Origin of the sequence: Alteromonas sp. OM2203 (assembly GCF_048517045.1) — a bacterium.
In the GTDB taxonomy this organism is placed as follows: Bacteria; Pseudomonadota; Gammaproteobacteria; order Enterobacterales; family Alteromonadaceae; genus Alteromonas; species Alteromonas gracilis.
The window spans coordinates 2,996,742-3,023,506 of record NZ_CP183209.1 but is presented as its reverse complement, the minus strand read 5'-3'; the positions used below and the strand labels follow the sequence as shown (position 1 = coordinate 3,023,506).

The window sequence follows — 26,765 nt, the reverse complement described above, 5'->3', positions numbered from 1 at the left end:
TGTTAGCTGCTGGCTATTGCTAATTGCTGGCGATTAAGCGTTAGGCAGTCGCTTTCAACTGAATGTCAGTGAGGTAACGCTTGCGTTTTTTTTCAGTTAGCGTTTGCATATCGACGACCACGAGGCCATCAATGCAATCGTTGAAGTCAGGATCGACATTAAATCCTAAGAACGCAACGCCTCCCTCCTTTGCTACCTCAGAGTATTGTTTATAAAGCGTTGGAACATTCACTCCCATATTGGCAAGTAAATGCTTCAATTGCGTAAATTCCGCTTTATAGTCTTCACCTGTGAACTGATGTAGCGAATCTTGGGTCATTTGATAGGGGCGCTTGCAAGTGGCCTCACCGAATTTCGCAGGGAAATATGTAGAATAAAATTGTACAAGTAAGTCTTTCGCTGGTTCCGGGTACGCGTTACTCAAGGATACTGCACCGAACAGGTATCGATATTTAGGGTAACGACTTAAAAACGCGCCAATGCCAAACCATAGGTAGTCTAAGCTTCGCTTACCCCAGTAGCGTGGCTGCACAAAACTTCTACCAAGCTCCAAGCCTTCTTTAAATAGCTTCTCGTTATTCTCGCTGTAATTGAACAAGGTTGCAGAATACAAACCTGTAGGGTGGTCAGGGGCGGTAAGTAGCTCTGCATCGCCAAAACGATAAGCGCCTACAATTTCCAAATCACTTTCATCCCATAGTACAAGATGATAGTAATGTGAGTCGTATTGATCGATGTCTCTGCGCTTGTTAGTGCCTTCTCCAACCGCTCTAAACGCTACCTCTCTTAGTCGACCTATCTCGCGCATAATGGGCGAGCAGCTTTTGTGCTGATAGAGATAAATAGACTTTCCATCGCCCGTTTCGCCCAAGTGCTCGCACTCACGTATGGCTCTGGCAAGCTCTTTTCTATCCTCTGGCATTGCAATAGAGGCTTGAGTGTGAAAAACGCCTTTTTTATTGCTACCAATACGGTACAAATGGCGCTTAAAGAGCTTAACTTGCTCTTTAAGAGGGATAGTTGTTTGCTGATATGACTCAAAAGGAATAAGTTCACCAATTCGCATAGGAAGATGTTTTTTGCGCTGTTTAAACATCTCTTTAACGAGTAACGCTGTCGCAAGCGGTTTATAAACCATAGAGACACCGTAAAAGAGCGGGCTATTTTTGGCGTCAATGTAAACGGGCAAAATAGGTGCTTTCGCTTGCCTTGCAATGCGCAAAAAACCCGAATGCCAACGAGTATCACGCACACCCTGAGGTCGGAGTCTTGAAACTTCGCCTGCCGGAAAAATGAGGACGGCGCCATCTTTATTCAAATGAGAGTGAATGGCTGACAAATGTTGTTTGGGCGTTCCGCCCTGCATGTTGTTCACTGGGAGCAGCATATCGTGCAATGGCTCAATCGCCATAAGCATTTCGTTTGCAACCACTTTTAGGTCGTGACGCACTTCGCTAACAAGCTTTATCAATGCAAGAGCGTCTAGTGAACCAATAGGATGGTTTGCAATAATGACAACCCTTCCATCGCTAGGAATACGTTCCTTCTCGACATCTCGAGTAGAGTAGCTGATATTAAAATACTCAAGCACTTGCTCTACAAAATCGATATCTTCATAGTGAGGATATGTCTCGCCAAACTCAGTAATTTCACGCTCGTGAAGCAAATGTTTTAATACGAAAGACAGCGACTTAAAAAGAATTGGGTTATTCGCTACCTGAGGATAATGCTTGTTCAGTACTTCGTTTACGGTAAACATAGAACCTATTTCTCTTCCGGTTTTGGCGAACAATAGCAGGGCAATGTGACGTTTTTCACACACTTTGATGGCAGTTATTTGACAATGTTAATGAAATGTAAGTGCGTACTCTGCCTTCCTTAATTTTGTCGGTACAAGAGTGGGTTAGGTGCTTTTAGGCGTGAATAAAACGATTAGAGTGTCGTGGCTCATAAAAAGGTAGAACCCAAAAGCTGACTTTACATAGCAGCTTCAACGGCAATAAAGAATAGGGGCGGAATTGCGCCCCTATGTTGCTAAATGTTTTACGCGGCTTTAGATTGAGAGGATTTCACTGTGATTGACGTAACGCTCGCCGATTCCATGGTATCTAAATAATGAATAAGAGATAGATTACCGTTTTTATCTTCTGCCAACGCACTACAGTTTTCAATCCAGTCGCCGTCATTAATGTAGTGAATACCATTTTCTATACTGCTCTCTGGATGGTGGATGTGACCGCACACCACACCGTCAAGCCCCATCTCATCAGCGCGCTTACAGCATGCTTCTCGATAGCGGGCGATAGCTTCATTAGCCCCTTTGATGTGCTTTTTAATATAACCAGCTAGTGACCAGTATTCTCGTTTTCGCCAAGCGCGAAAGCGGTTAAACTCACGGTTGAGAAAGAGCAATAGGTCATAACCTTTATCGCCAATCCACGCATGAAACTTGCCCATTGTGACATCGCCATCGAATTGATCGCCATGTAAAACTAAATAGCGTTTACCCTGTGCCGTGGTGTGAACCAACTCGCGCTCAATCTCTATATCACCGAAAGCCATACCCGAATATGATTGGATAGGCTCGTCGTGATTTCCGGGTAAATAGACTACCCGTGTACCTTCTTGGCTCATTTGCATAAATTTATGCATCACCTGATTGTGGGCTTTGGGCCAGCGAAATTGCTTAGTCATTTGCCACATGTCAACAATGTCACCTACTAGATATAAGGTGTCTACAGTGATGCTATTTAGGAAGGAAAGTAAGTATTCTGCCTTACAATCGCGGTTTCCTAAATGGATGTCTGAAAGCCAGAGTGTGCGATAGTGTGTCTTTTTCATAGCGGGTTCCCAAAGCGATGCCTCGGACAGACACTATAGGTTTGCAAATTGACAGTACGGTGACGCTTGCTTGACCATTGTGTTACAGCGGTTTCAAATCCCTAACTTATCCGCCACTTCTACAAGTTTTTCTCGCATCCATACATTCACTAAGTCTTCATCGGCGTGTTTGTGCCAGTACATGTGTACGGGGAGTGGGGGGACGTCAAATGGAAGGGGCAGAATTTCGATATCGAATTTATTGCTGAATTGTTGGGCGAATCGCGTTGGCATGGTTAGCAAAAGATCGCATTGGCTAACTACGTTAACGGCAGCAAAGTAGTGTTCACACTGCAATGCGATGTTGCGATGTAAATTGTGCTGAGCAAGGGCTAGATCTACCGTATCTAATTTAGAGTCTTTCAAAGATACAAGCGCATGCTGTGCAACTGAGTAGCTCTTGATACTCGGGTTATCAACGTAGCTATTGCTAGGCGCGCATACTACGACAAACGTTTCTTCGCAGATAAACTGTGAACGAATGTCACGGCTGGTGGGAACTAACGCGTCAATTACGATATCAAGCTCTTTAGCGGCTAAGGCGGGAGCAAGCTCGGGCCAGGTAACCTGTCTGCTATTCACCGTGATATTGGGAGTATGTTTAACAAGCTCAGGAATAAGCACGGGGAAAAATATAGATTCTAAAACATCTCTCAAGCCAAGGTTCACCTGACGGGGTTTATCACTTATATCAAAGCCCACTTTACCTTTTAACGTGCTTTCAAGGGTTTCTATTGATTTTACAACCGATGCAATAATGCCTTGGCAAAATGGGGAAGGCACGACTTGTCGTCCATGACGAATAAACAGCGGGTCATCAAATTTCTCTCGCAGACGACCTAAGGCGTGACTCACCGCAGGCTGAGTAATATGCAGTGCGTTGGCGGCTTTCGTAATGCTGCCCTGATCGTAGACCGCGCGCAGCACAACAAACAAATTTAAGTCTAATTTTCCATGCATATTATTTATGGGTTTCCATAATAAGGCATCATTTTTATTTATTATAAAACAGAGTACACTGGCTTAAATGTTAATAAAAGGTTTCTTTTATAGAGGCTTCTTTTGTAAGGGGCGTGTGCATGCAGGCATCTGTACTTACCGAGGTGTTGTTACCTCTAGCGTTGGCATTTGTTATGTTTGGTATGGGGCTAACGCTAACCCTTGCAGACTTTGCCCGATTACTTAAATCTCCAAAAGCGGTGATAGCGGGTTTTATAGGGCAAATTATATTGCTGCCTATGTTGGCGCTAGGGCTATGTTTAGTTTTTGGTTTGCCCGAATATATTGCTGTTGGTGTCATGGTTTTAGCAGCGTGCCCTGGCGGTACTACCAGTAACTTAATCAGTCATATTGCGAAAGCGAATTTAGCCCTTTCAGTCAGCTTAACTGCTATTTCTACTATTGCTTGTGTATTTACAACGCCGTTCATCATTCAATTTGCTCTTGACTACTTTGTAAAAGAAAACGCGCCAGATTTTTCTATTATTCAAACAGTGATCGGGCTGGTTGGTATATCAATTGTACCGGTCATTTTAGGCATGACCATTCGTCGCTTTAACAGCAGGTTTGCTACTAAAACTGAAAGCTTCTTTCGGCAGTTTTCTATGTACTTCATGTTGCTTATGATTGTGGGCGTGCTGGTTTCAGAAAGAAACAATTTAGCCGCGTCCTTTGAAAGCGCGTTTTTGGTTTGCTTAACCTTAAATTTATCATCGGTATTGTTAGGGCTCGGGCTTGCTAAGCTTTCAAACCTAGCATTTAAAGACTCGCTCACGCTGGCCATTGAAATAGGCGTGCAAAACGCGGCGCTTGCAATGCTGATATGCATTACCTTTTTAGATGCGCCTGATTACGCGATTGCACCTGGTGTATATGGCGTAGCAATGTACATCGGGCCCGCACTATTGGCCCTGTGGGCAAAACGAAAAATGCATAGCGAACAGCCATCAGTGTCACTGCAAAAGACAGAATCAGTTTGATTGGATTGATAAGGCGGTCAATTCGAGCAAATAATGAAGTACTGATTAGCGCTTAACACAATAAAGCGCAACTAAACATAAATGCCGATACAAGAATAATGAAACAAGATCATTTAGGAAACACACAATGCGCATAATAATTACTGGAGGCGCGACCGGCTTGGGTCAAGCCATTGCCCTTAAATGGGCAGATAAATGGGCAAATAAAGAAGGCACTTTTGATATTTGTATTGCTGATATAAACCAAGAAAGAGGGGATGAAACGGTAAATGCACTTATCGCAAAAGGTGCAAATGCATTTTATGTGCATTGTGATATCACCTCGGACAGCGATGTACAAACGCTGGCGCAAACTATCGATTCCCGTTGGGGCGGCGTAGACTATGTTTTTAATAACGCAGGTGTTGCAACCGGCGGTAGCCTCTTAGATGAAAGTATTGAGCAATGGCAGTGGGTTTTCGATATCAACGTGCTGGGTATGGTGAGAGTTAGTCGTGCCCTATTACCGTTAATGCGCAAACAAGGTGGTGGCTACTTTATTAATATTGCATCGCAAGCGGGATTGACGCCAATTCCTTACATGGGTAGTTACAATGCGGTGAAAGCCGCTGTGGTGTCGTTTTCTGAAACCATGAAGTTGGAATTAGCTCCTGACAATATAAATGTGAGTGTGGTATGCCCTAGCTTTTTTAAAACTAACTTAGATGAGTCGATGAGAAGCACTAATCCCGCGTCGCATAAAATGATTAATAAGTTTTTTGCCAAAGCTGACATGACCAAAGAAGATGTTGCCGAGGCTATTTACCAACAGGTTAGTAAAAAGCAGTTTCTTGTTCTTACTCACAAATTGGGTAAACGGGCTTTCTTATTAAAGAAGCTGCTGCCAACTCAGCATTATATCAGCAACATGCTGAATCAAACCAAGACGATGAAACGTGTGATGGAAAAGCAAAATTAAGCCAACAAGTCGAGCATGTTTCGTGGGCACTTTACTACCGCGTGCTAAATAGCTCGCCACAAATCCTTAGCGCGAGAGCATACAGCCGTGCTTTAAAGTAAACGCTTTAAAATAGAATTAGAAAGAAGAATAATCATGCAACAGCAAGTCGTAGACAAGGCCGATAGCGTGCGCGCAGGCGAAGAACTAGATGTGGATGCAGTACATCATTGGCTTAAAAGTAATCTTAGTTCATCTGACCCATCACTTTTAGCTGCAATAAAAAACAGCGATAACCTACCTAGAGTTACCCAATATTCAGGTGGTGCCTCTAATTGGACATATTGTCTAGATTACCCCGACACCTCGCTCATTTTGCGCAGAGCGCCCGCAGGTACCAAAGCGAAAGGTGCACACGATATGGCGCGGGAGTACCGATTACAACATGCGTTAAAGCCTGTTTATCGCTACGTGCCAGAAATGCTTGGGTTATGTGAAGATGACAACGTGATAGGGACGGACTTTTATGTAATGGAAAAGTTCACCGGTGTTATCCCACGCAAAAATTTACCCCGAGGTTTAGACACCACAGAGCAGCAAACGAAACAGCTTTGTACAAATGTACTTGATAGTTTAATTGAGCTGCATAAAGTCGATTACCAAAAAGCAGGGCTTGAGCACCTTGGAAAAGGCGCAGGATATATAGAACGGCAAATCAGCGGGTGGAGCGAACGCTACAGTAAAGCGAAAACTTGGAACGTTCCTTCGGGCAAAAAGGTTATGCGCTGGCTTGAAAGAAACCTGCCTGATAACGAGCGTATTTGTATAACCCACAATGATTTTCGTTTCGATAATGTGGTGTTAAAACCGGACAACTACACGCAGATTATCGGGGTGTTAGATTGGGAATTGGCAACGTTAGGCGATCCGCTAATGGATTTGGGCAATACATTAGCGTATTGGGTTCAAGCTGATGATGACTTTTTAGCGCAATCAACCCGCCGCCAGCCCACGCATTTACCTGGAATGTTTACCCGTAAGCAGGTGGTCGCCTACTACTGCAAAGAAATGGAATTAGATGTAGAGGACTTTACTTTTTATGAGGTGTACGGACTTTTTCGGTTAGCAGGTATAGCCCAGCAAATTTACTACCGTTATCACCACAATCAAACAAACAATCCGGCGTTTAAAAACTTCTGGATCTTTATTCATTACTTAATGTGGCGCTGTAACAAGGCCATTAAAGCATCAGGAAAACGATAATGACAACAAGAAACAATATTCTGATAACAGGCGCAAGTTCTGGTTTAGGGAAAGGTATGGCCATAGAGTTTGCTAAACAAGGCTGTAACTTGGCTTTGTGTGCAAGGCGTTTTGAAAACTTAGAAAAGCTGAAAGAAGAGTTGCTTTCAATAAATCCGAAGATTGACGTGTATATTCGGTCGCTGGATGTTAACGATCACGATGCGGTTTTTGAAGTATTCGACGCATTTAAAGCCGACATGGGAACCCTCGATAGGGTAATTGTGAACGCTGGTATGGGAAAAGGGGCGTCCGTTGGGACCGGCTACTTTCATGCAAACAAGCAAACAGCGGTGACTAACTTTGTATCAGCACTAGCTCAGTGTGAAGCGGCAATGGCTATTTTCCGAGCGCAAAATAGCGGCCATTTGGTCACAATCTCTTCAATTAGCGCTGTGCGTGGGTTTAGGCGCGCAATGACGGTGTATGCGGCAACGAAAGCGGGCTTAACGTCTATGACCGAAGGTATTCGAATGGATGTGATGAACACCCCAATTAAAGTAACCTGTATTCACCCGGGCTTTATTCGCAGCGAGATTAATGAAAAGGTAGAGAAGGTGCCGTTTATCGTTGATACCGATGTGGGCTGTCGAGCTATGGTGAAAGCGATAAATAAAGAAAAGGCGAATGCCTTTGTACCAAGCTGGCCGTGGGCTATCTTACACTGGATAATGCGTATTGCACCGGCAAGTTCAATAAGGAAAATGAGCTAGGACGTAAAGCAAAATGCAGATATAAAAAAAAGCGCCGAAAGGCGCTTTTTTAACTACTAATCGTAAAGATTAACCTAGTGCTTTAATTTGCGCAGCTAGACGGCTCTTATGACGAGCAGCTTTGTTTTTGTGAATCAAGCCTTTAGTAGCCATTCTGTCAAGTACTGGAGTAGCAGCAGTAAGTGCAGCTTGAGCCGCTTCTTTGTCACCGCTTGCAATTGCAGCGATTACTTTCTTGATGCTTGTACGTGTCATTGAACGGCGGCTAGCGTTGTGCTGGCGACGCTTTTCGGCTTGGATTGCACGCTTCTTAGCAGACTTAATGTTAGCCAAGGTGTAACTCCCAAAATAAATTCATGTCAAAAACGAGGGTGCGGATTGTGCCTACCAAACGCCCAAATGTCAAACGATTTAAAAGTTAAATCGTTTCGCGATAAAACGCGCAAGCTATTGAACACAAAGTATGCTCAACACGTTGCACATTCTTTGCGACATTTTTTGCAGAAAGCCTTTAGCGAACAAGTAAGCCTTTAGCGACTTAAAAGAGCCTTTAGCGAACAAGTAAGCCTTTAGCGACCAAATAAGCCTTTAGCGACCAAGAGAGCCTCTAGCAACTTAATGAAAAACCGTCAGTAATTCTCAATAATTGAAGAATCCCCAACGACATTTCCCTGCGACATCAGAGCGGAAAGCCAAGCATAAACATAGCATCCCATATCGGGCGAGGATTATAGCAATAAACCGAGCGAAGATGCACAACTTATTTTGAAGAAATCGTTTCGCCTGCCTGAGCCTTTCGTTATTATGGATCGCTACGAAAAGTAGTGCTGGCTGTTTACCGTGTGTATTCCACAGATAAGGGAAGACATTGTCCAACGTACACAGCAGCTATGTTACGAATAGGGCTTTTTCGGGAAAGCCGAACTTTTACCTTCTCATCTGGAAATGTGACGTGTCACGGAAGTTAATTAAATCAGGTCTTATAGTTAGCGTAATGACCTTAGTCTCTCGCGTGTTGGGGTTGGTACGAGACGTGGTTGTCGCTCGATTGATGGGCGATGGTGCTGCTGCGGATGTATTCTTCTTTGCCAATAAAATCCCTAATTTTCTTCGGCGTTTGTTTGCTGAGGGGGCGTTCGCTCAGGCTTTTATTCCCGTATTGACGGAAGTTCATGCCAATGACGATAAAAAGCAACTCCGTGAATTTGTTGCCAAAATTAGCGGCACATTAGGAGCGATTGTTTTTGTCGTCTCCATCATAGGCGTCATTGCGTCCCCCGTACTTGCGGCGCTTTTTGGTACAGGGTGGTTTATCGCTTGGTTAGAAGGCGATGAAGCAGGTGATAAGTTTGTCCTTGCTTCAACCATGTTAAAAATAACATTTCCATACTTAGCGTTTATTTCACTAACAGGGCTCTCAGGCGCAATTCTAAATACGCTAAATAAATTTGCCGTAGCCGCATTCACGCCAGTATTGCTCAACGTTTGTATTATCGCATGCGCTATTTATCTGTCTCCAATGTTGGCGCAACCTGCTTATGCGTTGGCATGGGGCGTTTTTATCGGCGGGATAGTTCAGTTTGTATTTCAGCTCCCTTTTTTATTTAGGGCTGGATTATTGGTGAGACCTAAATGGGGATGGCACGATGAAAATGTCGTAAAAGTAAGAACGCTGATGATCCCCGCATTGTTTGGGGTGTCGGTTGGGCAAATTAATCTGTTGTTCGACACTTTTATCGCGAGCTTCCTTGTAACCGGCTCAATCAGTTGGCTGTACTACTCTGACAGATTGCTAGAGTTTCCTTTAGGCCTTTTCGGTATTGCAATTGCTACCGTTATTCTTCCCACACTGTCGCGAAACCACGTGAGTAACAACCCTAAAGCCTTTGCTGCAAATATAGACTGGGCGTTTCGTATGGTGTGTCTATTAGGTATACCAGCAGCAGTCGGCTTAGGTGTCATGGCTCGGCCCATTCTAACGGTCATTTTTCAGCGAGGCGCATTTACAGCTGAAACCGCAATAATGGCGTCGTACTCATTAACCGCGTACTCGTTTGGCCTATTGAGCTTTATGCTCGTGAAAGTTCTGGCCCCTGGTTTTTATTCGCGGCAAGACACCAAAACGCCCGTTAGGTTTGGTATTTGGTGCATGGTAGCCAATATGGTGTTCAACGTTGTTTTGGCTATCCCTTTCGGTTATGTGGGGCTAGCGATCGCCACCAGTATGTCGGCTACACTTAACGCTGCATTACTCTATATAACGCTACATCGGCAAGGCGTCTTCGCACTAAGTCGTACGTCCGTGTTATTTATTGCTCGTGTTCTCTTGTCTAGTGCTGCCATGGGCGGACTTATTTATTATCGCGATAAAGGGTTGGCCTTCTTTGATTTATCTCTATCCGCCCAAATGTTAGAAGTAGGAATTACGATCGCACTTTCAGTTGTGCTCTTCTTGGTCACCATGCTCGTTTTAGGTATGCGTCCTAGACACTTCAGAAGTGGCGGCGGGTGATTTTCGTATACGGTGATTGATGCTGGATTTAATAGCTTTTTCAGTTTTTTTGAATGCGGAGTTGCAGCAAGAGTTCAATCGCGCGGTAAGTAGGGCGGGTGTGCTTGGTATTGTGCTCGGTGTCGGCTATAATCGCGAGCTTTGATTTTCTAGCAGTTAAAAGGTAGTGGCTAACAGTGGAATTTATCCGCGGGCTAAACAATGTAAAACCGCACCATAAAGGGTGTGTGCTCACTATTGGCAAGTTCGACGGCGTACACCGTGGTCATCAAGCTGTGCTAGCCAATGTGCTTGAAAAAGCAAAGTCGCTAGCACTTCCTGCCACCGTCATGGTGTTTGAACCGCAGCCTGAAGAAGTCTTTATGCCAGACAAGGCACCGGCGCGCATCAGTCCTCTTCGTGAAAAATATGAGTTGTTGCGACAGCAAGGCGTGGACAGGTTACTCGCGGTAAGATTTAACGCAGAATTTGCCAAACAAAGTGCTGACACTTTCGTACATGACTTACTCGTCGATAAGCTAGGTGTAAAGTTTTTAGTTGTGGGAGACGACTTTCGTTTTGGAAATGGTCGTAAGGGCGACTTCCAAATGCTGCAAGCGGCAGGCAAGCAATATGGTTTTGACGTGGTAAGCACTCACAGCTTTACTATGCACGCTCATCGCATAAGCTCTACAGCAGTTCGCGATGCGTTAGCCGAAGGTGAATTTGGGCTTGCAACAGAAATGCTGGGGCGTCCCTTTGCTATTCATGGCAGAGTGGTTCATGGTGAGAAAAAAGGCCGTACCATTGGTTTCCCTACAGCGAATGTCATGCTGAAACGCCAAAAAACGCCTATTCATGGTGTGTTTGCGGTTCGTGTTGACGTAGATGGAAAGCACTTTAATGGTGTTGCTAATATTGGCACCCGACCTACTGTGAATGGCGTGAGAAACCAACTTGAAGTACACATTTTTGATTTGTCATCCGATTTATATGGCAAGCCTATAACGGTGTTTCCGATGGCAAAAATAAGAGATGAAATTAAATTTGATTCTTTCGAAGCGTTGAAAGAGCAAATTCAAGCAGATGCAGCACAAGCGCGTCTGTTATTAGCATAGTTAAACGTGATAAAGTCACGAAAAGTTTTTGCGCGTATCAGTTTTATTGAGCTCGATTTTTTTAACGTGGATCCTTGTTCGCGTAACGCGTTAGTAAGTCACTGTGCTAGAACATATAACGTCAGCCTTGCGCTAGTAAGAACGACACACAGTTTTACGTTGAACCTTTTACATTCAGCGTTTTAATTTGAACATCGCAAAATGAATATCGCCTTCACAATGTTTTAGTGCATTGGGTGAAAATTAAGGTAACCGGATAATACAATTTTATGAGTGATTACAAAGCCACACTAAACCTTCCAGAAACTGCGTTCCCGATGCGCGGTAACCTTGCTCAGCGCGAGCCGAAAATGCTTAAAGACTGGCAGGAGAAAGGGGTATACAGCAAAATTCGTGAAGCGAAAAAAGGCAAAAAGCCATTCATTCTGCACGATGGCCCTCCTTATGCAAACGGCGATATTCACATTGGTCACGCGGTTAACAAAATTCTTAAAGACATTATTGTAAAGTCGAAAAACCTTTCTGACTTCGATTCTCCGTACGTTCCAGGTTGGGATTGTCACGGTCTTCCTATTGAATTGATGGTGGAAAAGAAAGTTGGCAAGCCGGGCAAGAAAGTCACGGCAGCTGAATTTCGTCAAAAATGTCGCGAATATGCACAAAAGCAAATTGACGGCCAAATGGCTGACTTTAAACGCTTAGGAGTGTTTGGTGAATGGGATAACCCATACAAAACAATGGACTTCAAATCTGAAGCCGACATCATTCGCGCGTTAAGTAAAATAGTAGATTCAGGGCATTTGGAAAAAGGCTTTAAGCCCGTTCACTGGTGTACAGACTGCGGTTCGGCACTTGCTGAAGCAGAAGTTGAATACAAAGATAAAGTGTCTCCAGCTATTGATGTTAAGTTCCCGGTGGCTGATGTGGCTGCAATTGCAAAAGCGTTTGGCGTGTCTGAAGATGACTTGGTCACACACAAAGCAGGTGTTGTCATATGGACCACTACACCTTGGACTCTTCCAGCTAACCGCGCTATCAGCTTACATCCAGAGCTTACTTACGCAATAGTGGAGGTTCAGCCTTCAAACGAATGGTTCGTGGTAGCGCAAGATTTGCTAGAAAGCTGCATGACCCGCTATGGTGTTGAAGATTTCCGCGAAGTCGCAACCTGTACTGGTGCAGCACTTGATAAGCTAAAAGTGAATCACCCATTCTTAGATTTAGAAGTGCCGCTTATTCTAGGTGACCATGTTACTACTGAATCAGGTACAGGGTGCGTACACACAGCGCCTGCTCACGGTGTAGACGATTTTAACGTGGGTAAGCAGTACGATATCGAAGTGTATAACCCGGTTGGTAACAACGGTGTTTATCTTGAAAATACGCCTCTTTTTGCTGGTCAGTTCGTATTCAAAGCTAACGATGAAATTATCGAAACGGTAAAAGAGAAGGGCAACCTTGTCTTAAACGTAAAATACGAGCACAGCTACCCGCACTGCTGGCGCCACAAAACGCCAATCATTTTCCGCGCTACGCCTCAGTGGTTTGTAAGCATGGATAAAAAAGGCCTTCGCGCTGAATCTCTTGAGCAAATTAAGCAAACCAAATGGATCCCAGATTGGGGCCAAAACCGCATTGAGAAAATGGTTGAAGGTCGTCCAGACTGGTGTATCTCACGTCAACGTACCTGGGGCGTACCAATTCCTTTGTACGTGCATAAACTTACCGGTGAAATTCATCCAGAGTCTTCAGCATTGATGGAAAAAGTAGCGCTAGAAGTTGAAGCTAAGGGGATTCAAGCATGGTGGGATTTGGATGATGCAGTACTACTTGGCAGCGAGCTAGAAAACTACGAAAAAGTGACCGATACCTTAGACGTGTGGTTTGATTCAGGCGTCACTCACTACTTTGTTGTTGACCGTCGAGACGACATTCCGGCATCGGCTGATTTATACCTTGAAGGTTCTGACCAGCATCGTGGTTGGTTCATGTCTTCGCTAATGTCATCGACTGCCATGCACGGTCACGCGCCTTACAAAGAAGTGCTAACCCACGGCTTTACGGTAGATGCTCACGGCAGAAAAATGTCGAAGTCGGTAGGCAATGTTGTAGCGCCTCAGGAAGTCACTAACAAGTTAGGCGCAGACATCCTTCGTCTATGGGTGGCGTCTACTGACTATCGCGGAGAAATTGCGGTATCAGATGAAATATTAAAGCGTGCTGCCGATGGCTACCGCCGCGTACGTAACACCGCGCGTTTCTTACTTGCGAATCTTAACGGTTTCAAAGTAGAAGATGCGGTTGCAGAAGAGGATATGGTAGCACTTGACCGCTGGATTGTTGCGCGCGCTAAGGCACTTCAAGAAGAGCTAATCGAAGCATATAACAACTATGACTTGCTGGTAGTGTCGCAGAAACTTACCCACTTCTGTTCGATAGAGCTGGGAGCGTTCTACTTAGACGTAATTAAAGATCGTCAGTATACAGCCAAAGCAGATGGTGTGGCCCGTCGTTCATGCCAAACGGCGATGTACCATATCGTTGAAGCTTTAGTTCGCTGGATGGCACCGATTACCAGCTTTACTGCGCAAGAAATCTGGGAAAGTTTACCAGGCGAGCGCAGCGAATTTGTATTTACCGAAACCTGGTACGAAGGTTTTAATGACTTCACGCAGAGCGACACGTTTAACGATGCCCTGTGGCATCAGGTGCTAAGGGTAAAAGACGCGGCAAACCAAGCGATGGAACAGGCGCGTAAAGAAGGCGCGCTAGGTGGGTCACTTGAAGCGACTATATCGCTCTACGCTACCGAGTCGCTTTACAACGTGCTAGCTAAGCTAGAAGACGAACTGCGTTTTGTGCTTATCACGTCAGGCGTTACCCTTGAGAAAGTAGACGGTGCGCCATCTGATGCAAAAGCTACGGACGTTGAAGGTTTATGGTTAAGCGTTGACAAAGCAAGCGGCGAGAAATGCGTACGCTGCTGGCATCACCGTGAAGATGTAGGTTCACACGAAGGTCACGAAGAACTGTGTGGTCGCTGTGTGACAAATATCGACGGTGACGGAGAAGAGCGTCACTATGCTTAAGCTTTTTCGCGAAACAGGCTTGCGTTTCTTATGGATAAGCGCAATTGCGTTTATCCTTGATCAATGGAGTAAGTATACGGTTATTGACAGCATGTCGCTCTATCAGTCGATACAGGTATTGCCGTTTTTTAATTTTACTTACGTGCACAATTATGGCGCTGCATTTAGCTTTTTAGAAAATGCTGGAGGCTGGCAGCGCTGGTTCTTTACTACCATCGCTGTTGTAGTGAGTGCTGTCATTTTATGGTGGCTGAAACAGTCACCTCGATCGCAAAAGATGCTGCCGGTTGCTTTTGCCTTTATTTTAGGTGGCGCACTGGGTAACGTTTACGACCGTCTAGTTCATGGCTATGTCATCGACTTTTTAGATTTTTACGTAAACAATTACCACTGGCCGGCTTTCAACATTGCCGACAGCGCAATATTTATAGGCGCGGCTTTACTGATTATCGACATGTTTAAAAATAGCGATAAACAGCGTGAAGCAACCGGTGCAGAGGCGCAAACTGACTCTGCTGATAATAGCGAAACCATTAAGTAGTATTTGGATAGGTTATGACTGACTCATTATTAATTGGCGCTGACAGCGAAGTAATTCTTCATTTTGATTTAAAGCTAGAAGATGGCTCTGCCGCGGACAGCACTCGCGTAAACAATAAACCTGCCAAAATGGTAATGGGCGACGGTAGCCTTACGCCGAATTTTGAGGCCTGTTTACTTGGACTGAAAAAAGGTGATAAAAAAGCGTTTACGCTAGCGGCTAACGACGCATTCGGCGAGCCTAATCCGAACAATATCCACTACATGGATAGAAGTCGTTTTAGCGCTGATTTGAAGATAGAAGAAGGCATGATTTTAGCTTTTTCTCAGCCTGATGGTTCAGAAATTCCGGGGATAATCCGAAGCGCTGCTGGCGACTCTGTAACAGTAGACTTCAATCACCCACTAGCAGGGCAAACGGTTATTTTTGATGTTGAAATTATCGATGTAAAACCTGGCGTGTCAGCACAAGGTGGAAACTAGTTATGCAAATACATTTAGCTAATCCTCGTGGCTTTTGCGCAGGGGTCGACAGAGCTATCACCATAGTTGAGCGAGCCCTCGAAATGTTTGAACCGCCAATTTATGTGCGCCACGAAGTGGTACATAACAAATTCGTGGTTGATGGACTGCGTGAGCGCGGCGCGCTATTTGTAGATGAACTTCACGAGGTTCCAGACGACAGCATTGTCATTTTTTCTGCCCATGGCGTATCGCAAGCGGTAAGGAAAGAAGCGGAGAGTCGCGGTCTCAAAGTATTCGACGCTACCTGTCCATTGGTCACGAAAGTACATATGGAAGTCACCCGCGCCAGTAAAACAGGGACGGAGTGCATTTTGATAGGTCACGCTGGTCACCCAGAAGTTGAGGGGACGATGGGCCAGTACAGCAACGTTGACGGCGGTATTTATTTAGTTGAATCTGAAGCTGATGTGGCGACACTTGAAGTTAAAGATCCAACCAACCTTTATTACTGCAGCCAAACGACGCTATCTGTTGATGATACTGCTGATGTGATTGACGCGCTTCGCGCTAAATTCCCACATATCAATGGACCACGTAAAGACGATATTTGTTATGCCACTCAGAACCGCCAAGACGCGGTGCGAGACCTCGCTCAAGATTGCCAAATACTTCTTGTTGTTGGTGCGCAGAACAGTTCAAATTCAAATCGGCTTCGCGAGTTAGCGGAAAAAATTGGTGCTAAAGCACATTTAATAGCCGATGCTAACTGTATACAAAAAGAATGGTTAGAGGGTGTAGAGCATATAGGCGTAACTGCTGGCGCGTCTGCGCCAGAAGTGTTGGTGCAAGGCGTTGTTAACAGGCTAAAAGAATGGGGGGCAATCTCTGCCTCTGAACGTTCTGGACGAGAAGAAAATGTTGAATTTGCTGTGCCCAAAGAGTTGAGAGTTAAACAGGTCGTTTAGCCTTAAGGCGTAGCAAACATCTTAAAAAAACACCGCACTTTTTGCGGTGTTTTTTTATGCTTTTGTCTACTGGAAATTCAATAGCTCACGGATACATAATAATACCAGTCCGCATAGATAATTACCCACTCAGCGAGAGTTAAAATGTTCGTAATCGCGGCGTGTTACCACAGGTATAGTGGTTCTACATCAAGGTGACACAACAAAGAGTACGGACATTTTAAACTCGCCCTTCGGGAAGGTCTGGCAAGCTTTCTAGCTTCATTCTGGGAATTTGGAAGGGAAAAGCCATTCCTGCATTCCCACGCTTCGCTAGGAAACTTGCCAGCGCCTTCTGAGTGGGCACTTTTCTATGCGGATTGGTATGATACCCAAGTGATAGTCGCGAGCAAGTTGCAGGTTAGTTATTATTAATTTTCTACATCCTGCCCATGCGTATTAAAAAGTAGACTTCGATTTCTGCATAGCGATATTGCGAGGCACGCTGTACACATCAGAGATGGTGCGGTTTAAACTGCAGTTTGGTACCACTGTTTACCGTCTGTCTGGTCCAATATGAAAGGATTCTTAAAATTATACGTTTTAATAACCAAGGATACCCAGCGTTATACGCTTTTACCTTACTATACTACATTGGTAATAAAACCATTTGTAATGCAAGGTATATGTCGAAGGTAATGAAAGCTGAAAAGGTGATAGTTGAAAAAGTGAAAGGACGTAGACTCCACCGTCAAAGCGGTGCCGGTCTTATTGAAATCCTTATCACGCTTTTTATCCTTGCGGTGGGATTACTTGGTGTTGCTGCATTACAGTTCACCGGTTCTTTTGCGAACAAAGATGCAATTAGCAGAACCCAAGCAGAAATGGTTGCTGCACAAGTAGCAGAGCGCCTGCGCGCTGCGGCCCGGCCGGCCACTGTAGGCGATGGTATGGTTGCGAATAATGCCTACTTTTCCAGCAATAACTATAATTTTTCGACGCTCAGTTGTGCAGGCTCTTCTAACCCTTACTACGGCTGTTGCTTGACGAGACCGGCTGGTGTGCCGAATTGTGAAGGGCAATCCTGTAACGAAGCGCAAATGGCTGCTTATGACGGGTGGGCGCTTTCTTGTTCAGCTGTACAAACTAATCCTCAAACGAAAGTCTCAGTTTCTTGCGCTGACAACAATACCGCTGATATTTACAGCTGCAGCGCAGGCTCGCGTGTTCAGGTGCTACTTACTTGGCCTGTTTCATCATCGGGTAATCAAACTTATACCCTTAATTCTAGATGCAACCCAACTACCGGCGACAGCAATGCGTGTGTGTTCAAGGATATCACGTTATGAACTCGAATCAGTTGGGGTCTCAGCGGGGTTTTTCACTAGTTGAACTGATGATTACATTAACCTTGGGGTTGGTGATCTCAGGTGCAGTTATTCAGGTGCTAGTTAGTAGCAGTGTTACTAATAAACTCAATCAAGCTGTGTCGCAAGTGCAGGAGTCGGGGCGTTTCATAATGGGTAGATTGTCTGCCGAATTTTACGAAATTGGCCGCTACGATCAAGTAACCGCGAACATCGACGCTTCGGTCGACGTCGTCGCAGAAGCGGCTTATGTAGAAAATCATCCCATTGCCGTAGTTGGGGACTTCGCAACTAATGCAACCTTAGGCAGCGTCCAGACCGCAAGCGGGGGCAGCGACAAGCTCGTTGTAAGCTTATTGGCCCAGGAAGATTGTACGGGTAATTCACATGGCTATGCCGCGGGTAGTGAATTCCACGTGGTAAATCACTATTTTGTGACAGGAAGTACGCTTAAATGCACCGGCTACGATGGACGAGTGCTCCGTGGATTAAAAGCACAGGCCGTTTCTCCACTTTCCGTGACCTTGCTCGACAATGTAGAGAGCTTTCAAGTGCAATTTGGCGTTTCGGATACAATAACCAATTCGCGAGGACAAGCCATTTCATACGTGACCGCCGATGAAATTGCGGGTTTAAGAGCGTTAAATCAGCAAGTGGTATCACTGCGGTGGGCAATTATGCTTAAAAGCTATCAAAATGAAGTAAGGCAAACTCAGGCTCAAAAGTACGCACTGTTGAACGAATCGTCTAAAACCATGGATACCGCACATTATTACCAGGTGTTCTCAAAGACGCTAGCACTTCGAAATATGAAGAATTTTGTGAGGAGTTCGCAATGAAACAACAAGGCTTAGTGATGGTATTTGCATTGCTAGTATTGCTTTCGATTACTGTTTTAGGTGTAAGCGCGGTTACCAGTAGCTTGTCACAATCAAAGATGGCGGTGTCTATGCAGCAAAGCGGCTTGGCCTTTGATGCGGCTGAGGCAGCTATCGCAGGCGTGTTTTTCGAATCCGAAGATGAGACGTTACTTACAGATCCAACTAAAACCGATCCACTATCAGAAGCTAGACAGGGTACTGTATTTGACCCCCAGGCTGATACGATGAGTTGCTTTGACGAAGGACAGTGGACTGACCGTCACATGACTGAAGGGGGGCTCTCTGTGGGTGATAGGCATGTTACCGATGGCACTTATCAAAATGCAGCATCGTCAAAGAGTTGGTCTCGTACTGCATTTATTCGCGAGCAGGCTTGCCGAGGTTCAAGTAACGTGATTGGTGGAAGTAATGTGAACTGCCACGTGTTTATTATAAGAGGCTGCGGCAAAGTTGCAGGTAAATCCTCGGTTGTCGCTAACAGTTTGGCTGCTTCAGTATTTGGCCCGGCTTCACAATAGGTATCAGCATGAAAAAATTGACTACATATCTTGCTTCGATAACGCTTTTTAGCTGCATAGGCTTTTCCGCTTTTGGTGATGACCTTGATATTTATTTAGGCAATGCAAGCAACGCGGTTACCTATAATCCAAACGTTTTGTTCATCATGGACTCTTCAGGGAGTATGGGGGCGTACGACAATACCAGTCAAACTAGAATGCTTCGGGTTCAAAACGCGCTCAAAGAGGCCCTAGGAACTGCCACCAATATTAACGCTGGCCTGATGCGTTTTTCTGACTATGGCGGCCCTATTTTATATCCTATCCGCAATATAGATGAATCAGTACGACCTGAAATTATAATTTCCACTAACAACGATAATCACGACGCCCATGAAATCGACGGCAGCGTAACCACAGACAGCAACGACTTAATTTTAAGTAGTGGTACTAAAACCGTGACATCAGGACTGCGTTTTACTGAGTTGAATATTCCACAGGGTGCTACGATCATAAGCGCCAATATTCGCTTCACTTCCGAGAAGTTTAACGTCGCGGGTACCTCGTTAGTGTTTTCAGCCGAAGCTTCAGCTGAAAGCACGGCGTTTTCATCGTCAAGTAATAACCTGAGTAGCCGAGTAAAAACGGCTGCAAATGTTGAGTGGCTCACCGACAATAGCTTTCCAACATCGGGTGAGGTAATAACCACCCCCGATATCAGTGCCGTTATTCAAGAAGTCGTGGATTTATCAGCTTGGTGTGGCGGTAAAGACTTAAACATTTTAATTGAAGGCACGAGTTCAGATACAGCAAGCGCCCGAGAAGCCAGAGCAAGTGATGTAGGGCAAAGTGGTGCTCCTCAGCTAGTTGTTTCCTACGACGATTCAACGGCCACAGGTTGTATACAAGGGGAGGCCATTTATCAGGTTGCCAGTTCAAGAGATAATTCAGAAGAAAATGTTAATGGGTACCCTAATACCGGTAATGAGCTTACTTTCAATTCTTCATACAACGACTATATCGGTGTTCGTTTTAGGAATGTAAATATTCCCCAAGGTGCTGAAATAACAGAGGCCTACCTAGAATTTACGGCTTACAATACAAGAACAAGTGGAAATCCAAGTATGCGAATTCGTGGCGTTGCCGATAATGATGCCTCGGATTTTCACCCAGAGCGTCGTTACCGGCTACGAGACCTTCCAAAAACCTCAGGCATCACTTGGTCCATGCCTGACTTTTACAGTAATAATGATTATAGAACGCCGGATATAAGCAGCATCGTAAAACAAATTGTAGACCGCTCAGGTTGGCAATCTGGTAATGATATGGCTTTTGTACTTGATAACTTTGTTTCATATCGGGGGGCGCACACCTATAACCACTGGCCTTCTCGAGCACCTAAGCTTGTTGTGAAGTTCAATGGCTCCGCCACGCCTGGCTCATCGGCTTCAGTGCGCGAACATCTTATGAGCAAAATAGACGAACTGAGTGCTAACGGTTTTACTCCCATCGTTGACACGCTTTTGGAAGCAACAAATTATTATGGCGGTAGAAGTGTAGATTATGGCCGTAAACGTGGCGAAAGTGATGTTAGTAATTCAGTTAGACGTAGCACGCGAGTAAGCCATAGAAGCTCATATCTTGGCGCTGATTCAATTCTTCCTTCAGGGTGCTCGGAAGATAATCTATCTGACAGCGATTGCATTAATGAGCAGATACCCGCGCCTGCCACTTATATTTCACCAGTATCAGATTTGCAGTGTCAGACCAATAATCACATCGTATTGCTGTCCGATGGTGAGGCGAATAACAACCATAGTGTTTCTAAAATTCAAACCTTACTAGGCAAAAGCTGTACGGGTAGTGGTGGCGAGAAATGTGGTCTGGATTTAGTCAAAAATATAAGCGATACCTCCACATCTGTAATTGGGCCAAGGGTCATTACGCATACCATAGGTTTTGCCGCGAACAACACAGCAAATAATTTCTTGAATCAACTCGCTTTGCAAAGCGGTGGCGGCTTCTATCAAGCTGATAACAGCACCGATTTGCTCGAGGCTTTCAATACTATCCTGCGCTCAGTGAAGGACGTGAATGCCACTTTCGTTTCACCGGGTGTTGCGGTGAATCAGCTCAATCGTCTTACTCATAGAGACGAGCTTTATTTTGCTCTATTTAAGCCTAGTGAAGGCGCTATTTGGCCTGGGAACTTAAAGCGCTATCGCTTGAGTGGCGATAAGATTTTAGACAAAAATAGCCTGGGTGCGGTGGACAATGTAACGGGCTTTTTTGCAGAAAATGCCCATAGTTACTGGTCTACTCTTGCTGATGGAAGCGAAGTCAGTGAAGGCGGTGCAGCTAGCCGCTTAGGTGCAAATCGCAATATTTTTGTCTTCGATGGCGTTGGAACAATTGCAAGCGAAGCCAATCGCCTTCACGAGGATAATTCCAACATCACAAAGGCTGACCTTGCCATTCAAAGCGAAACAGATGCTGACCCATTACGAGATGCAATTTTAAAGTGGGCAAGAGGTCTTGATGTAAAAGACAGTAATGGCGATGGCAGCACCAGCGACTATCGTCCGCAGATGGGCGATCCCATCCATTCTCAACCTATTATCGTTAATTACGGGACTAACGATTCCGCTATTTTCGTCGCGACAAATCAGGGCATGTTGCATTCTTTCGATACAGAAACGGGAGAAGAAAATTTCGCTATCATGCCCAAAGAGCTACTTCAGAACCTACATCACTTTTACAAAGACACACCGTCGCTGAGTCACCAGTATGGACTCGATGGAGATATGATTTTAAGGATCTTCGACAATAAGAAGTATCTTTACGTGGGCATGCGAAGAGGCGGTCGTAATTATTATGGCTTTGATGTTACGCAGAAAGACTCTCCAAAACTTAAATTTAAACTAGAGGGTGGTCAGGGGGCTTTGGCGAAGTTGGGACAAACATGGTCAAGACCAACAATTACTAAAATTAACATGGGCGGACAGGTAAAAAATGTAATGATTGTTGGTGGTGGTTACGATGACGCTCAGGATGACCGTGCTATAAGAGCTAATGATGTGGTTGGTAATGCGGTATTTATTTTTGATGCCGACACAGGAAGCCTGCTTTGGCATGCAAGTAATGAAAATGCCGACCTTAACCTCTCAAACATGACCTACAGTATACCGGGGCGCATCTCTGTGATTGATAGGGATAACGATGGATTTGCTGATCATATGTATATTGCAGATACAGGTGGTCAACTGTTTAGATTAGATATTTACAACGGCAAATCGGGTGCTGACTTTATAAAAGGTGCGCGTCTTGCTGATTTTGGCGGTGACACAGCCGAAACTAATCGCCGCTTTTACTACGGTCCCGATGTTACGGAAATCGCTTTAGGTAACGAATTGTACTATGGCGTAGCACTGGGAAGTGGGTGGCGAGCATCTCCCCTAGACACTGTGGTGGAAGATAATTTTTATATGCTCAAAGATAGCGGCGTATTTAAACGCGACACGAACGGCAATTACACCTACATGGAAACGGTCTACGAAAGCGATATGTACAACGCCACAAGCCACACACTTAACAGTAGTGATGAAAACGAGCGTGAGCTTGCTTCGCAAGAGTTTGCAAACAAAGACGGGTGGTATCTAAACCTAAATATCAATGGTGAAAAAGTTTTATCTTCTCCGCTTATCATTGATTACAAGGTGTTCTTTACCACTTACATACCTGCGGTCAGTAGCACGAGCTCATGTGCGCCCCCCACTGGAAACAGCCGTGCTTATCTCGTTAACATGTTTAATGCGAATGCAGTAACGGATGTAAACAATGATGGTGAAGTTAATGAACTAGACCGTGCCGCCGATTTAAAACAAACCGGTATAGCTCCTGAAACGAAAATCCTAATTGAAGATATTGTTAGCCCCGTGGTCTGTCTGGGTACAGAGTGCGTTTCCGCGGTAATAGAAGTGGATGAAGATGGGAATGAGCAGGCCTGTACCAATGCTTTCGAGTGTTTAGCAGAGAATATTTATGGACGTTTCGAACGCGTTCAGCGCGGTAGTTGGCATTCGGAAACAGAAAGAGAGTAGTTATGACTATGAGAGTATCCCAGCAGGGTTTTTCACTGATTGAGCTAATGATTGTCGTCGCTATTGTCGGCATCATCGCAGCGATTGCCTATCCCTCTTATCAAGGCGTTATTTCAGATGGATACCGCGGCACAGGGCAAGCAGATTTACTAGGGCTGGCTTCTGCTATGGAGCGCCACCATAGTGGCTCTTTTAGCTATGAGGGCGCCGCTAATGGTGGCTCAAATACGGGGGCACCGGCAGTCTTTTCAGCATACTCTCCTTCATCTGAGCCAGCGGCAAATAAGCGCTATACGCTGAGTATCGTTGCTGCATCTGCGACAGCTTTCGAACTTAAAGCAACGCCCGTGACGGGGACTGGGCAGGCTGCTAATGGAGCGCTCTATTATTTCAGCGATGGAAGAAAAGGTTGGGATAAGAATAATAATGGTAATCTTGAATCTAGTGAATATTGTTGGTCGTGCTAAGCGGTTGAGGGCATTGCTTAGCGGCTTCTTTGCTGCCTTTTGAATGTTTAAATAGACCTTTCTCATGGCCTTATTAACGCTCTTAATCAGGGGGGCGTCGAAAGTAATGACGGCGTACCAAATACAGCGATATCACTCCACTGCTGATCTACGTTATCGTTGATATAATCCGTGCGCTTTAAGTTAATCACCGTTGTTTGACTGATTTGAGTATCAAGAATGGTTTCCCAAAGCACTAGCGCCCCGGTTTTGCTGTTTAACAAGTAAGCGCTTGTGCTTGTAAAAAGCAATAAAGTAATTAGCACTTCTACAAGAATTCCTCCCCCTTCAACTCTTGAAGTTAGACACCGGCTTTCAAGAAAAGCGCGGGGTAAACGCATACTTCTGAAAATACTTCTAAAAGATTCAATTTTAATCGTGATCATAGGATGTCCCTGGAATAGGAATTATTTTGGCAAGCACTGTGTTCTCTTGAAGGGCTTTGAGCAGTGGAGTGGAAAGCGTCGCCGTACCGTTTATTTGCTCAGTTACAGGCGCGTTTGATACATAGGTACCACTGATAGAGGCAGAACTCGCAACACGAAGCGTGTAAGGACTATGTGAAGATGAAAGCATAACAATCAGACCGTAGAGGTGAGTGTGTGCTTGAAGTGTTAAATCGCCATCGGCAACAATCAGCAATACAGGGTTAGAACTAGAGTTATGTGGTAGATCGCTAGGGTCCAGTTCACAATCTCCAGTTATCCAAAACACATTGCCAGACAGCATATTATGGCATTGAGTCAGACTCTCAACTTCTGCAAAGAAGTTAGCACTAAGTGCTGATGCATCACGGTTAAATAACCAGTTGGTCAATTGGCTATCCCACGAGAATTGCTGAGCGGAAGTTGGCAGTCTCAAAAGAGAAGGGTAGCGAAGAAATTTAGCCGTATATGTCGCGTTTGTACTATCGTGGGATACACTCACTTCAAATTGGGTTAGCGGTTGGCTATCTATTCCTTCTAATTCGCTTACCAAAATAGTGGTAGATAAATGAGCCACATCGGTTGCAGTCAAAGCAGTTAAAACGTGTTGTGAGCGTAGTGCTCTGGCAACGTTTTTTACGTGCAGTTTCAACTCAACTTGGTTGCTTTCGGCGTTGCGTCTTGCTTTTTCTAAGGTGTAAAACTGCTGGACGCTTTGTGATGTAGTTACCGTCGCAAAAGCCACAATGCTAAGAAGAATGGCCACAACTGCAAGCACTACCATCCCTTCTTGGTGTTTTTTATTACCAGTGAATCTTTGGCAACCACGTCTAGCGTTAAAAAACTGTTTTCTTTTTTCAACCGTCATTAGGCACCTCTACGATAAAGCTTTCATGGCTTTGTACCTCTGTGTCGATAATACTTTGAAGCGATATTTTTATTTCGTATGCTGATCCCCAACTACCTTTATGTATGCGATTTGCGCTGAACTGAGTGACGGAGAGTGTTTCTGGGTCAGTTAAGTCAAACCATCCACCTTGTTCACAAGTATTGCCATTTACTCGGTACTCTATCGCCTTGTTGTTTAACCGGAAGCCAAACAGCTCGCCCTGTGATTGGGATATTGCGCCGTCTTTATTTTTGTCGTAAGCAAATGTGATGCAGCTGTTTGAAGGTTCAGTTGAGCGTTCACCAAGAGCAACATTTGAAGCAGGGGAATGACCGCTAGACAAAGCTATAAATGGGGAGAGTATATTAGCCTCTTCAATAAATCCCGCCCTTCCCAATTGTTGAGAAATTGTGCTTTTCAACGCACGCATATCTTCTTCCAAGCTAGTGGCATGTTGGAGTGAAGAGAGCGCTACATGAGATTTCGCAGCATACGAAGCAACAATAGAAATCAGTAGACCGGACAATGCACATGCCACCAAAAGTTCCGTTATGCTGAAACCCGTTGCTCTGTGATGGTGATTATTGTGCACATAGGCAATGTGAAGTCTCAACATGGCGCTATACCGACAAAACTCTGTTCGGTGCATAACCTTACTCTTCCCAATGAACTAAAGGTTACCTTTGCATTAAAGCGCTCACTAGAAAGAGTAAAGGTTGTATTGCTGCCAAAGTTAAGCGTGCCGTGCTTATTAAAAGCGACCGTCTTGTCTGTGTTACCCACTGTATTGAGTTTGATATTCCATGCGGTGGGGAGTTCCAAATGAGAGGCTTCATTTAACGCGCATGTTTGATAGGAAGCACAGCTGCAATCCTGTTCGTTACTTATCAATAAACAATTGTCGTTTTCGATTTTCGCTATTAAGTAAAAGGTTTTTTGCTGGGCGAGGGACTGTATACGTGTTTGTTTTGCAAGTTCTGTGACCCGCGTAGCGAAATGTTTGAACGCATTTTTTTCCTGCCACCCTTGAAAAGACGGGACGGCAAGTAAAGAAAGTATGCTTAAAATTAGTAAAGAGACGAGCAGTTCTAATAATGATAGCCCCGCCATCATGTCAGGCTGTCTATTTTCATTTTTTTCTTTGCGAATTGTCCAAAAAGCCATGCGCAAGTCCAGTTATAGCAACAGAGGTAAATTGATAGGCTCAATGTACTTAATAACTCGCTAACGGGAAGCTGTACCATGGAAGGGAATTGCATTACAAATGATAAAAGGCAAGGGCAAGAAGGGTTTACCTTGATTGAGCTATTAGTTGCTATGGCTATTGTTGGATTGCTCAGTCTTGCTGCAACGTCTGCCATAAATACGACACGACAGATAAGCGAGATAAATAAAGTTAAAGCTCACTTACTATCACTTCAAGCGATGCAGTCGACAATGTGGCTCGAAACTGGGCATTACCTTCCGCCAAATGCGTTACCCAGCGCTAACATTCCAAACGTCAATTTTACGCAATCCAATAGTCAGGGGGGAGGCTATGAAATTGCCGCTACACGTTTATCACTAAGTACGGACGACAGCTGCCGAACGATAAAAATCAGTGAGGTAATGCTTTCACCTAAAGAATGCTGGTAAGAAAAGC

24 protein-coding genes are annotated in these 26,765 nt (G+C 44.8%); 16 read left to right on the top strand and 8 right to left on the bottom strand.

Annotated features, from left to right (window positions below; genetic code table 11):
- Nucleotides 1–40: 40 nt before the first annotated feature.
- The 3 genes from ACM0P2_RS13450 to ACM0P2_RS13440 form a co-directional block, all read right to left on the bottom strand.
- Nucleotides 41–1,759 carry a GNAT family N-acyltransferase gene (locus ACM0P2_RS13450; RefSeq protein ID WP_159120311.1) on the bottom strand — a complete coding sequence of 573 codons (1,719 nt, stop codon included), beginning with the start codon at nt 1,757–1,759 and terminating at the stop codon, nt 41–43.
- Between the two features lie 284 nt (nt 1,760–2,043).
- Complete coding sequence (locus tag ACM0P2_RS13445) at nt 2,044–2,841, bottom strand: UDP-2,3-diacylglucosamine diphosphatase (protein WP_159120310.1); 798 nt, start codon at nt 2,839–2,841, stop codon at nt 2,044–2,046.
- Nucleotides 2,842–2,934: 93 nt separating this feature from the next.
- Nucleotides 2,935–3,840 carry a LysR family transcriptional regulator gene (locus ACM0P2_RS13440; RefSeq protein WP_159120309.1) on the bottom strand — a complete coding sequence of 302 codons (906 nt, stop codon included), beginning with the start codon at nt 3,838–3,840 and terminating at the stop codon, nt 2,935–2,937.
- 119 nt (nt 3,841–3,959) lie between these two features.
- On the opposite strand from ACM0P2_RS13440, the gene ACM0P2_RS13435 reads away from it, so the two are divergent.
- From ACM0P2_RS13435 to ACM0P2_RS13420, 4 genes are all read left to right on the top strand, one after another.
- Entirely contained in the window at nt 3,960–4,859 is a 900-nt protein-coding gene (locus ACM0P2_RS13435) for a bile acid:sodium symporter family protein (protein ID WP_159120308.1), read from the top strand.
- Between the two features lie 127 nt (nt 4,860–4,986).
- Nucleotides 4,987–5,817 (top strand): SDR family oxidoreductase, encoded by an 831-nt coding sequence (locus ACM0P2_RS13430; protein ID WP_159120307.1) that lies wholly within the window; start codon nt 4,987–4,989, stop codon nt 5,815–5,817.
- A 135-nt stretch (nt 5,818–5,952) separates the two neighbouring features.
- Complete coding sequence (locus ACM0P2_RS13425; RefSeq protein ID WP_159120306.1) at nt 5,953–7,059, top strand: phosphotransferase family protein; 1,107 nt, start codon at nt 5,953–5,955, stop codon at nt 7,057–7,059.
- Nucleotides 7,059–7,811 (top strand): SDR family oxidoreductase, encoded by a 753-nt coding sequence (locus ACM0P2_RS13420; protein WP_159120305.1) that lies wholly within the window; start codon nt 7,059–7,061, stop codon nt 7,809–7,811. Before ACM0P2_RS13425 ends, ACM0P2_RS13420 begins: the two co-directional genes overlap by 1 nt.
- Nucleotides 7,812–7,880: 69 nt before the next feature.
- Here ACM0P2_RS13420 and rpsT read toward each other — a convergent pair whose 3' ends face one another.
- Nucleotides 7,881–8,144: a 30S ribosomal protein S20 gene (gene rpsT / locus ACM0P2_RS13415; RefSeq protein ID WP_014950134.1), complete on the bottom strand. Its 264-nt coding sequence runs from the start codon at nt 8,142–8,144 to the stop codon at nt 7,881–7,883.
- Nucleotides 8,145–8,763: 619 nt separating this feature from the next.
- Here rpsT and murJ point away from each other — a divergent pair.
- The 11 genes from murJ to ACM0P2_RS13360 all read left to right on the top strand — a co-directional run bounded on the left by murJ (nt 8,764) and on the right by ACM0P2_RS13360 (nt 23,770).
- The gene (murJ, locus tag ACM0P2_RS13410) at nt 8,764–10,323 is read left to right on the top strand and encodes a murein biosynthesis integral membrane protein MurJ (RefSeq protein WP_105931677.1); all 1,560 of its coding nucleotides are present in this window, start codon (nt 8,764–8,766) and stop codon (nt 10,321–10,323) included.
- A 176-nt stretch (nt 10,324–10,499) separates the two neighbouring features.
- Nucleotides 10,500–11,420: a bifunctional riboflavin kinase/FAD synthetase gene (ribF, locus tag ACM0P2_RS13405; protein WP_159120303.1), complete on the top strand. Its 921-nt coding sequence runs from the start codon at nt 10,500–10,502 to the stop codon at nt 11,418–11,420.
- A gap of 269 nt (nt 11,421–11,689) precedes the next feature.
- Nucleotides 11,690–14,509, top strand: a complete 2,820-nt coding sequence (gene ileS / locus ACM0P2_RS13400; protein WP_159120302.1) for an isoleucine--tRNA ligase — start codon at nt 11,690–11,692, stop codon at nt 14,507–14,509.
- Nucleotides 14,502–15,050: a signal peptidase II gene (gene lspA, locus ACM0P2_RS13395; protein ID WP_159120301.1), complete on the top strand. Its 549-nt coding sequence runs from the start codon at nt 14,502–14,504 to the stop codon at nt 15,048–15,050. The genes ileS and lspA overlap by 8 nt, the downstream gene beginning before the upstream one ends.
- Before the next feature lie 14 nt (nt 15,051–15,064).
- Nucleotides 15,065–15,532 carry an FKBP-type peptidyl-prolyl cis-trans isomerase gene (fkpB, locus tag ACM0P2_RS13390; protein ID WP_105931681.1) on the top strand — a complete coding sequence of 156 codons (468 nt, stop codon included), beginning with the start codon at nt 15,065–15,067 and terminating at the stop codon, nt 15,530–15,532.
- A 2-nt stretch (nt 15,533–15,534) separates the two neighbouring features.
- Entirely contained in the window at nt 15,535–16,479 is a 945-nt protein-coding gene (ispH, locus tag ACM0P2_RS13385) for a 4-hydroxy-3-methylbut-2-enyl diphosphate reductase (RefSeq protein ID WP_159120300.1), read from the top strand.
- Nucleotides 16,480–17,156: 677 nt separating this feature from the next.
- Nucleotides 17,157–17,807, top strand: a complete 651-nt coding sequence (locus ACM0P2_RS13380; RefSeq protein WP_105931683.1) for a prepilin-type N-terminal cleavage/methylation domain-containing protein — start codon at nt 17,157–17,159, stop codon at nt 17,805–17,807.
- Nucleotides 17,804–18,664, top strand: coding sequence for a PilW family protein (locus ACM0P2_RS13375; RefSeq protein ID WP_159120295.1), 861 nt, complete (start codon nt 17,804–17,806; stop codon nt 18,662–18,664). The genes ACM0P2_RS13380 and ACM0P2_RS13375 overlap by 4 nt, the downstream gene beginning before the upstream one ends.
- Complete coding sequence (locus ACM0P2_RS13370; protein ID WP_159120294.1) at nt 18,661–19,224, top strand: PilX N-terminal domain-containing pilus assembly protein; 564 nt, start codon at nt 18,661–18,663, stop codon at nt 19,222–19,224. The genes ACM0P2_RS13375 and ACM0P2_RS13370 overlap by 4 nt, the downstream gene beginning before the upstream one ends.
- A gap of 8 nt (nt 19,225–19,232) precedes the next feature.
- Nucleotides 19,233–23,303 (top strand): PilC/PilY family type IV pilus protein, encoded by a 4,071-nt coding sequence (locus tag ACM0P2_RS13365; RefSeq protein ID WP_159120293.1) that lies wholly within the window; start codon nt 19,233–19,235, stop codon nt 23,301–23,303.
- Nucleotides 23,304–23,305: 2 nt separating this feature from the next.
- The gene (locus tag ACM0P2_RS13360; RefSeq protein ID WP_159120292.1) at nt 23,306–23,770 is read left to right on the top strand and encodes a type IV pilin protein; all 465 of its coding nucleotides are present in this window, start codon (nt 23,306–23,308) and stop codon (nt 23,768–23,770) included.
- An 86-nt stretch (nt 23,771–23,856) separates the two neighbouring features.
- On the opposite strand, the gene ACM0P2_RS13355 is transcribed toward ACM0P2_RS13360, so the two are convergent.
- From ACM0P2_RS13355 to ACM0P2_RS13340, 4 genes are read right to left on the bottom strand one after another with little or no spacing between them, the layout of a single operon-like run.
- Complete coding sequence (locus ACM0P2_RS13355; protein WP_236547218.1) at nt 23,857–24,195, bottom strand: hypothetical protein; 339 nt, start codon at nt 24,193–24,195, stop codon at nt 23,857–23,859.
- On the bottom strand, nt 24,182–25,102 hold the full coding sequence (locus tag ACM0P2_RS13350) for a hypothetical protein (protein ID WP_159120291.1): 921 nt from the start codon (nt 25,100–25,102) through the stop codon (nt 24,182–24,184). The genes ACM0P2_RS13355 and ACM0P2_RS13350 overlap by 14 nt, the downstream gene beginning before the upstream one ends.
- Complete coding sequence (locus tag ACM0P2_RS13345) at nt 25,092–25,772, bottom strand: potassium:proton antiporter (protein ID WP_419226699.1); 681 nt, start codon at nt 25,770–25,772, stop codon at nt 25,092–25,094. The genes ACM0P2_RS13350 and ACM0P2_RS13345 overlap by 11 nt, the downstream gene beginning before the upstream one ends.
- Nucleotides 25,733–26,287, bottom strand: a complete 555-nt coding sequence (locus tag ACM0P2_RS13340) for a prepilin-type N-terminal cleavage/methylation domain-containing protein (protein ID WP_159120289.1) — start codon at nt 26,285–26,287, stop codon at nt 25,733–25,735. Before ACM0P2_RS13340 ends, ACM0P2_RS13345 begins: the two co-directional genes overlap by 40 nt.
- Nucleotides 26,288–26,365: 78 nt before the next feature.
- Between ACM0P2_RS13340 and ACM0P2_RS13335 the strand changes: the two genes are divergently transcribed.
- On the top strand, nt 26,366–26,758 hold the full coding sequence (locus ACM0P2_RS13335; RefSeq protein WP_159120288.1) for a type IV pilin protein: 393 nt from the start codon (nt 26,366–26,368) through the stop codon (nt 26,756–26,758).
- Nucleotides 26,759–26,765: the final 7 nt, after the last annotated feature.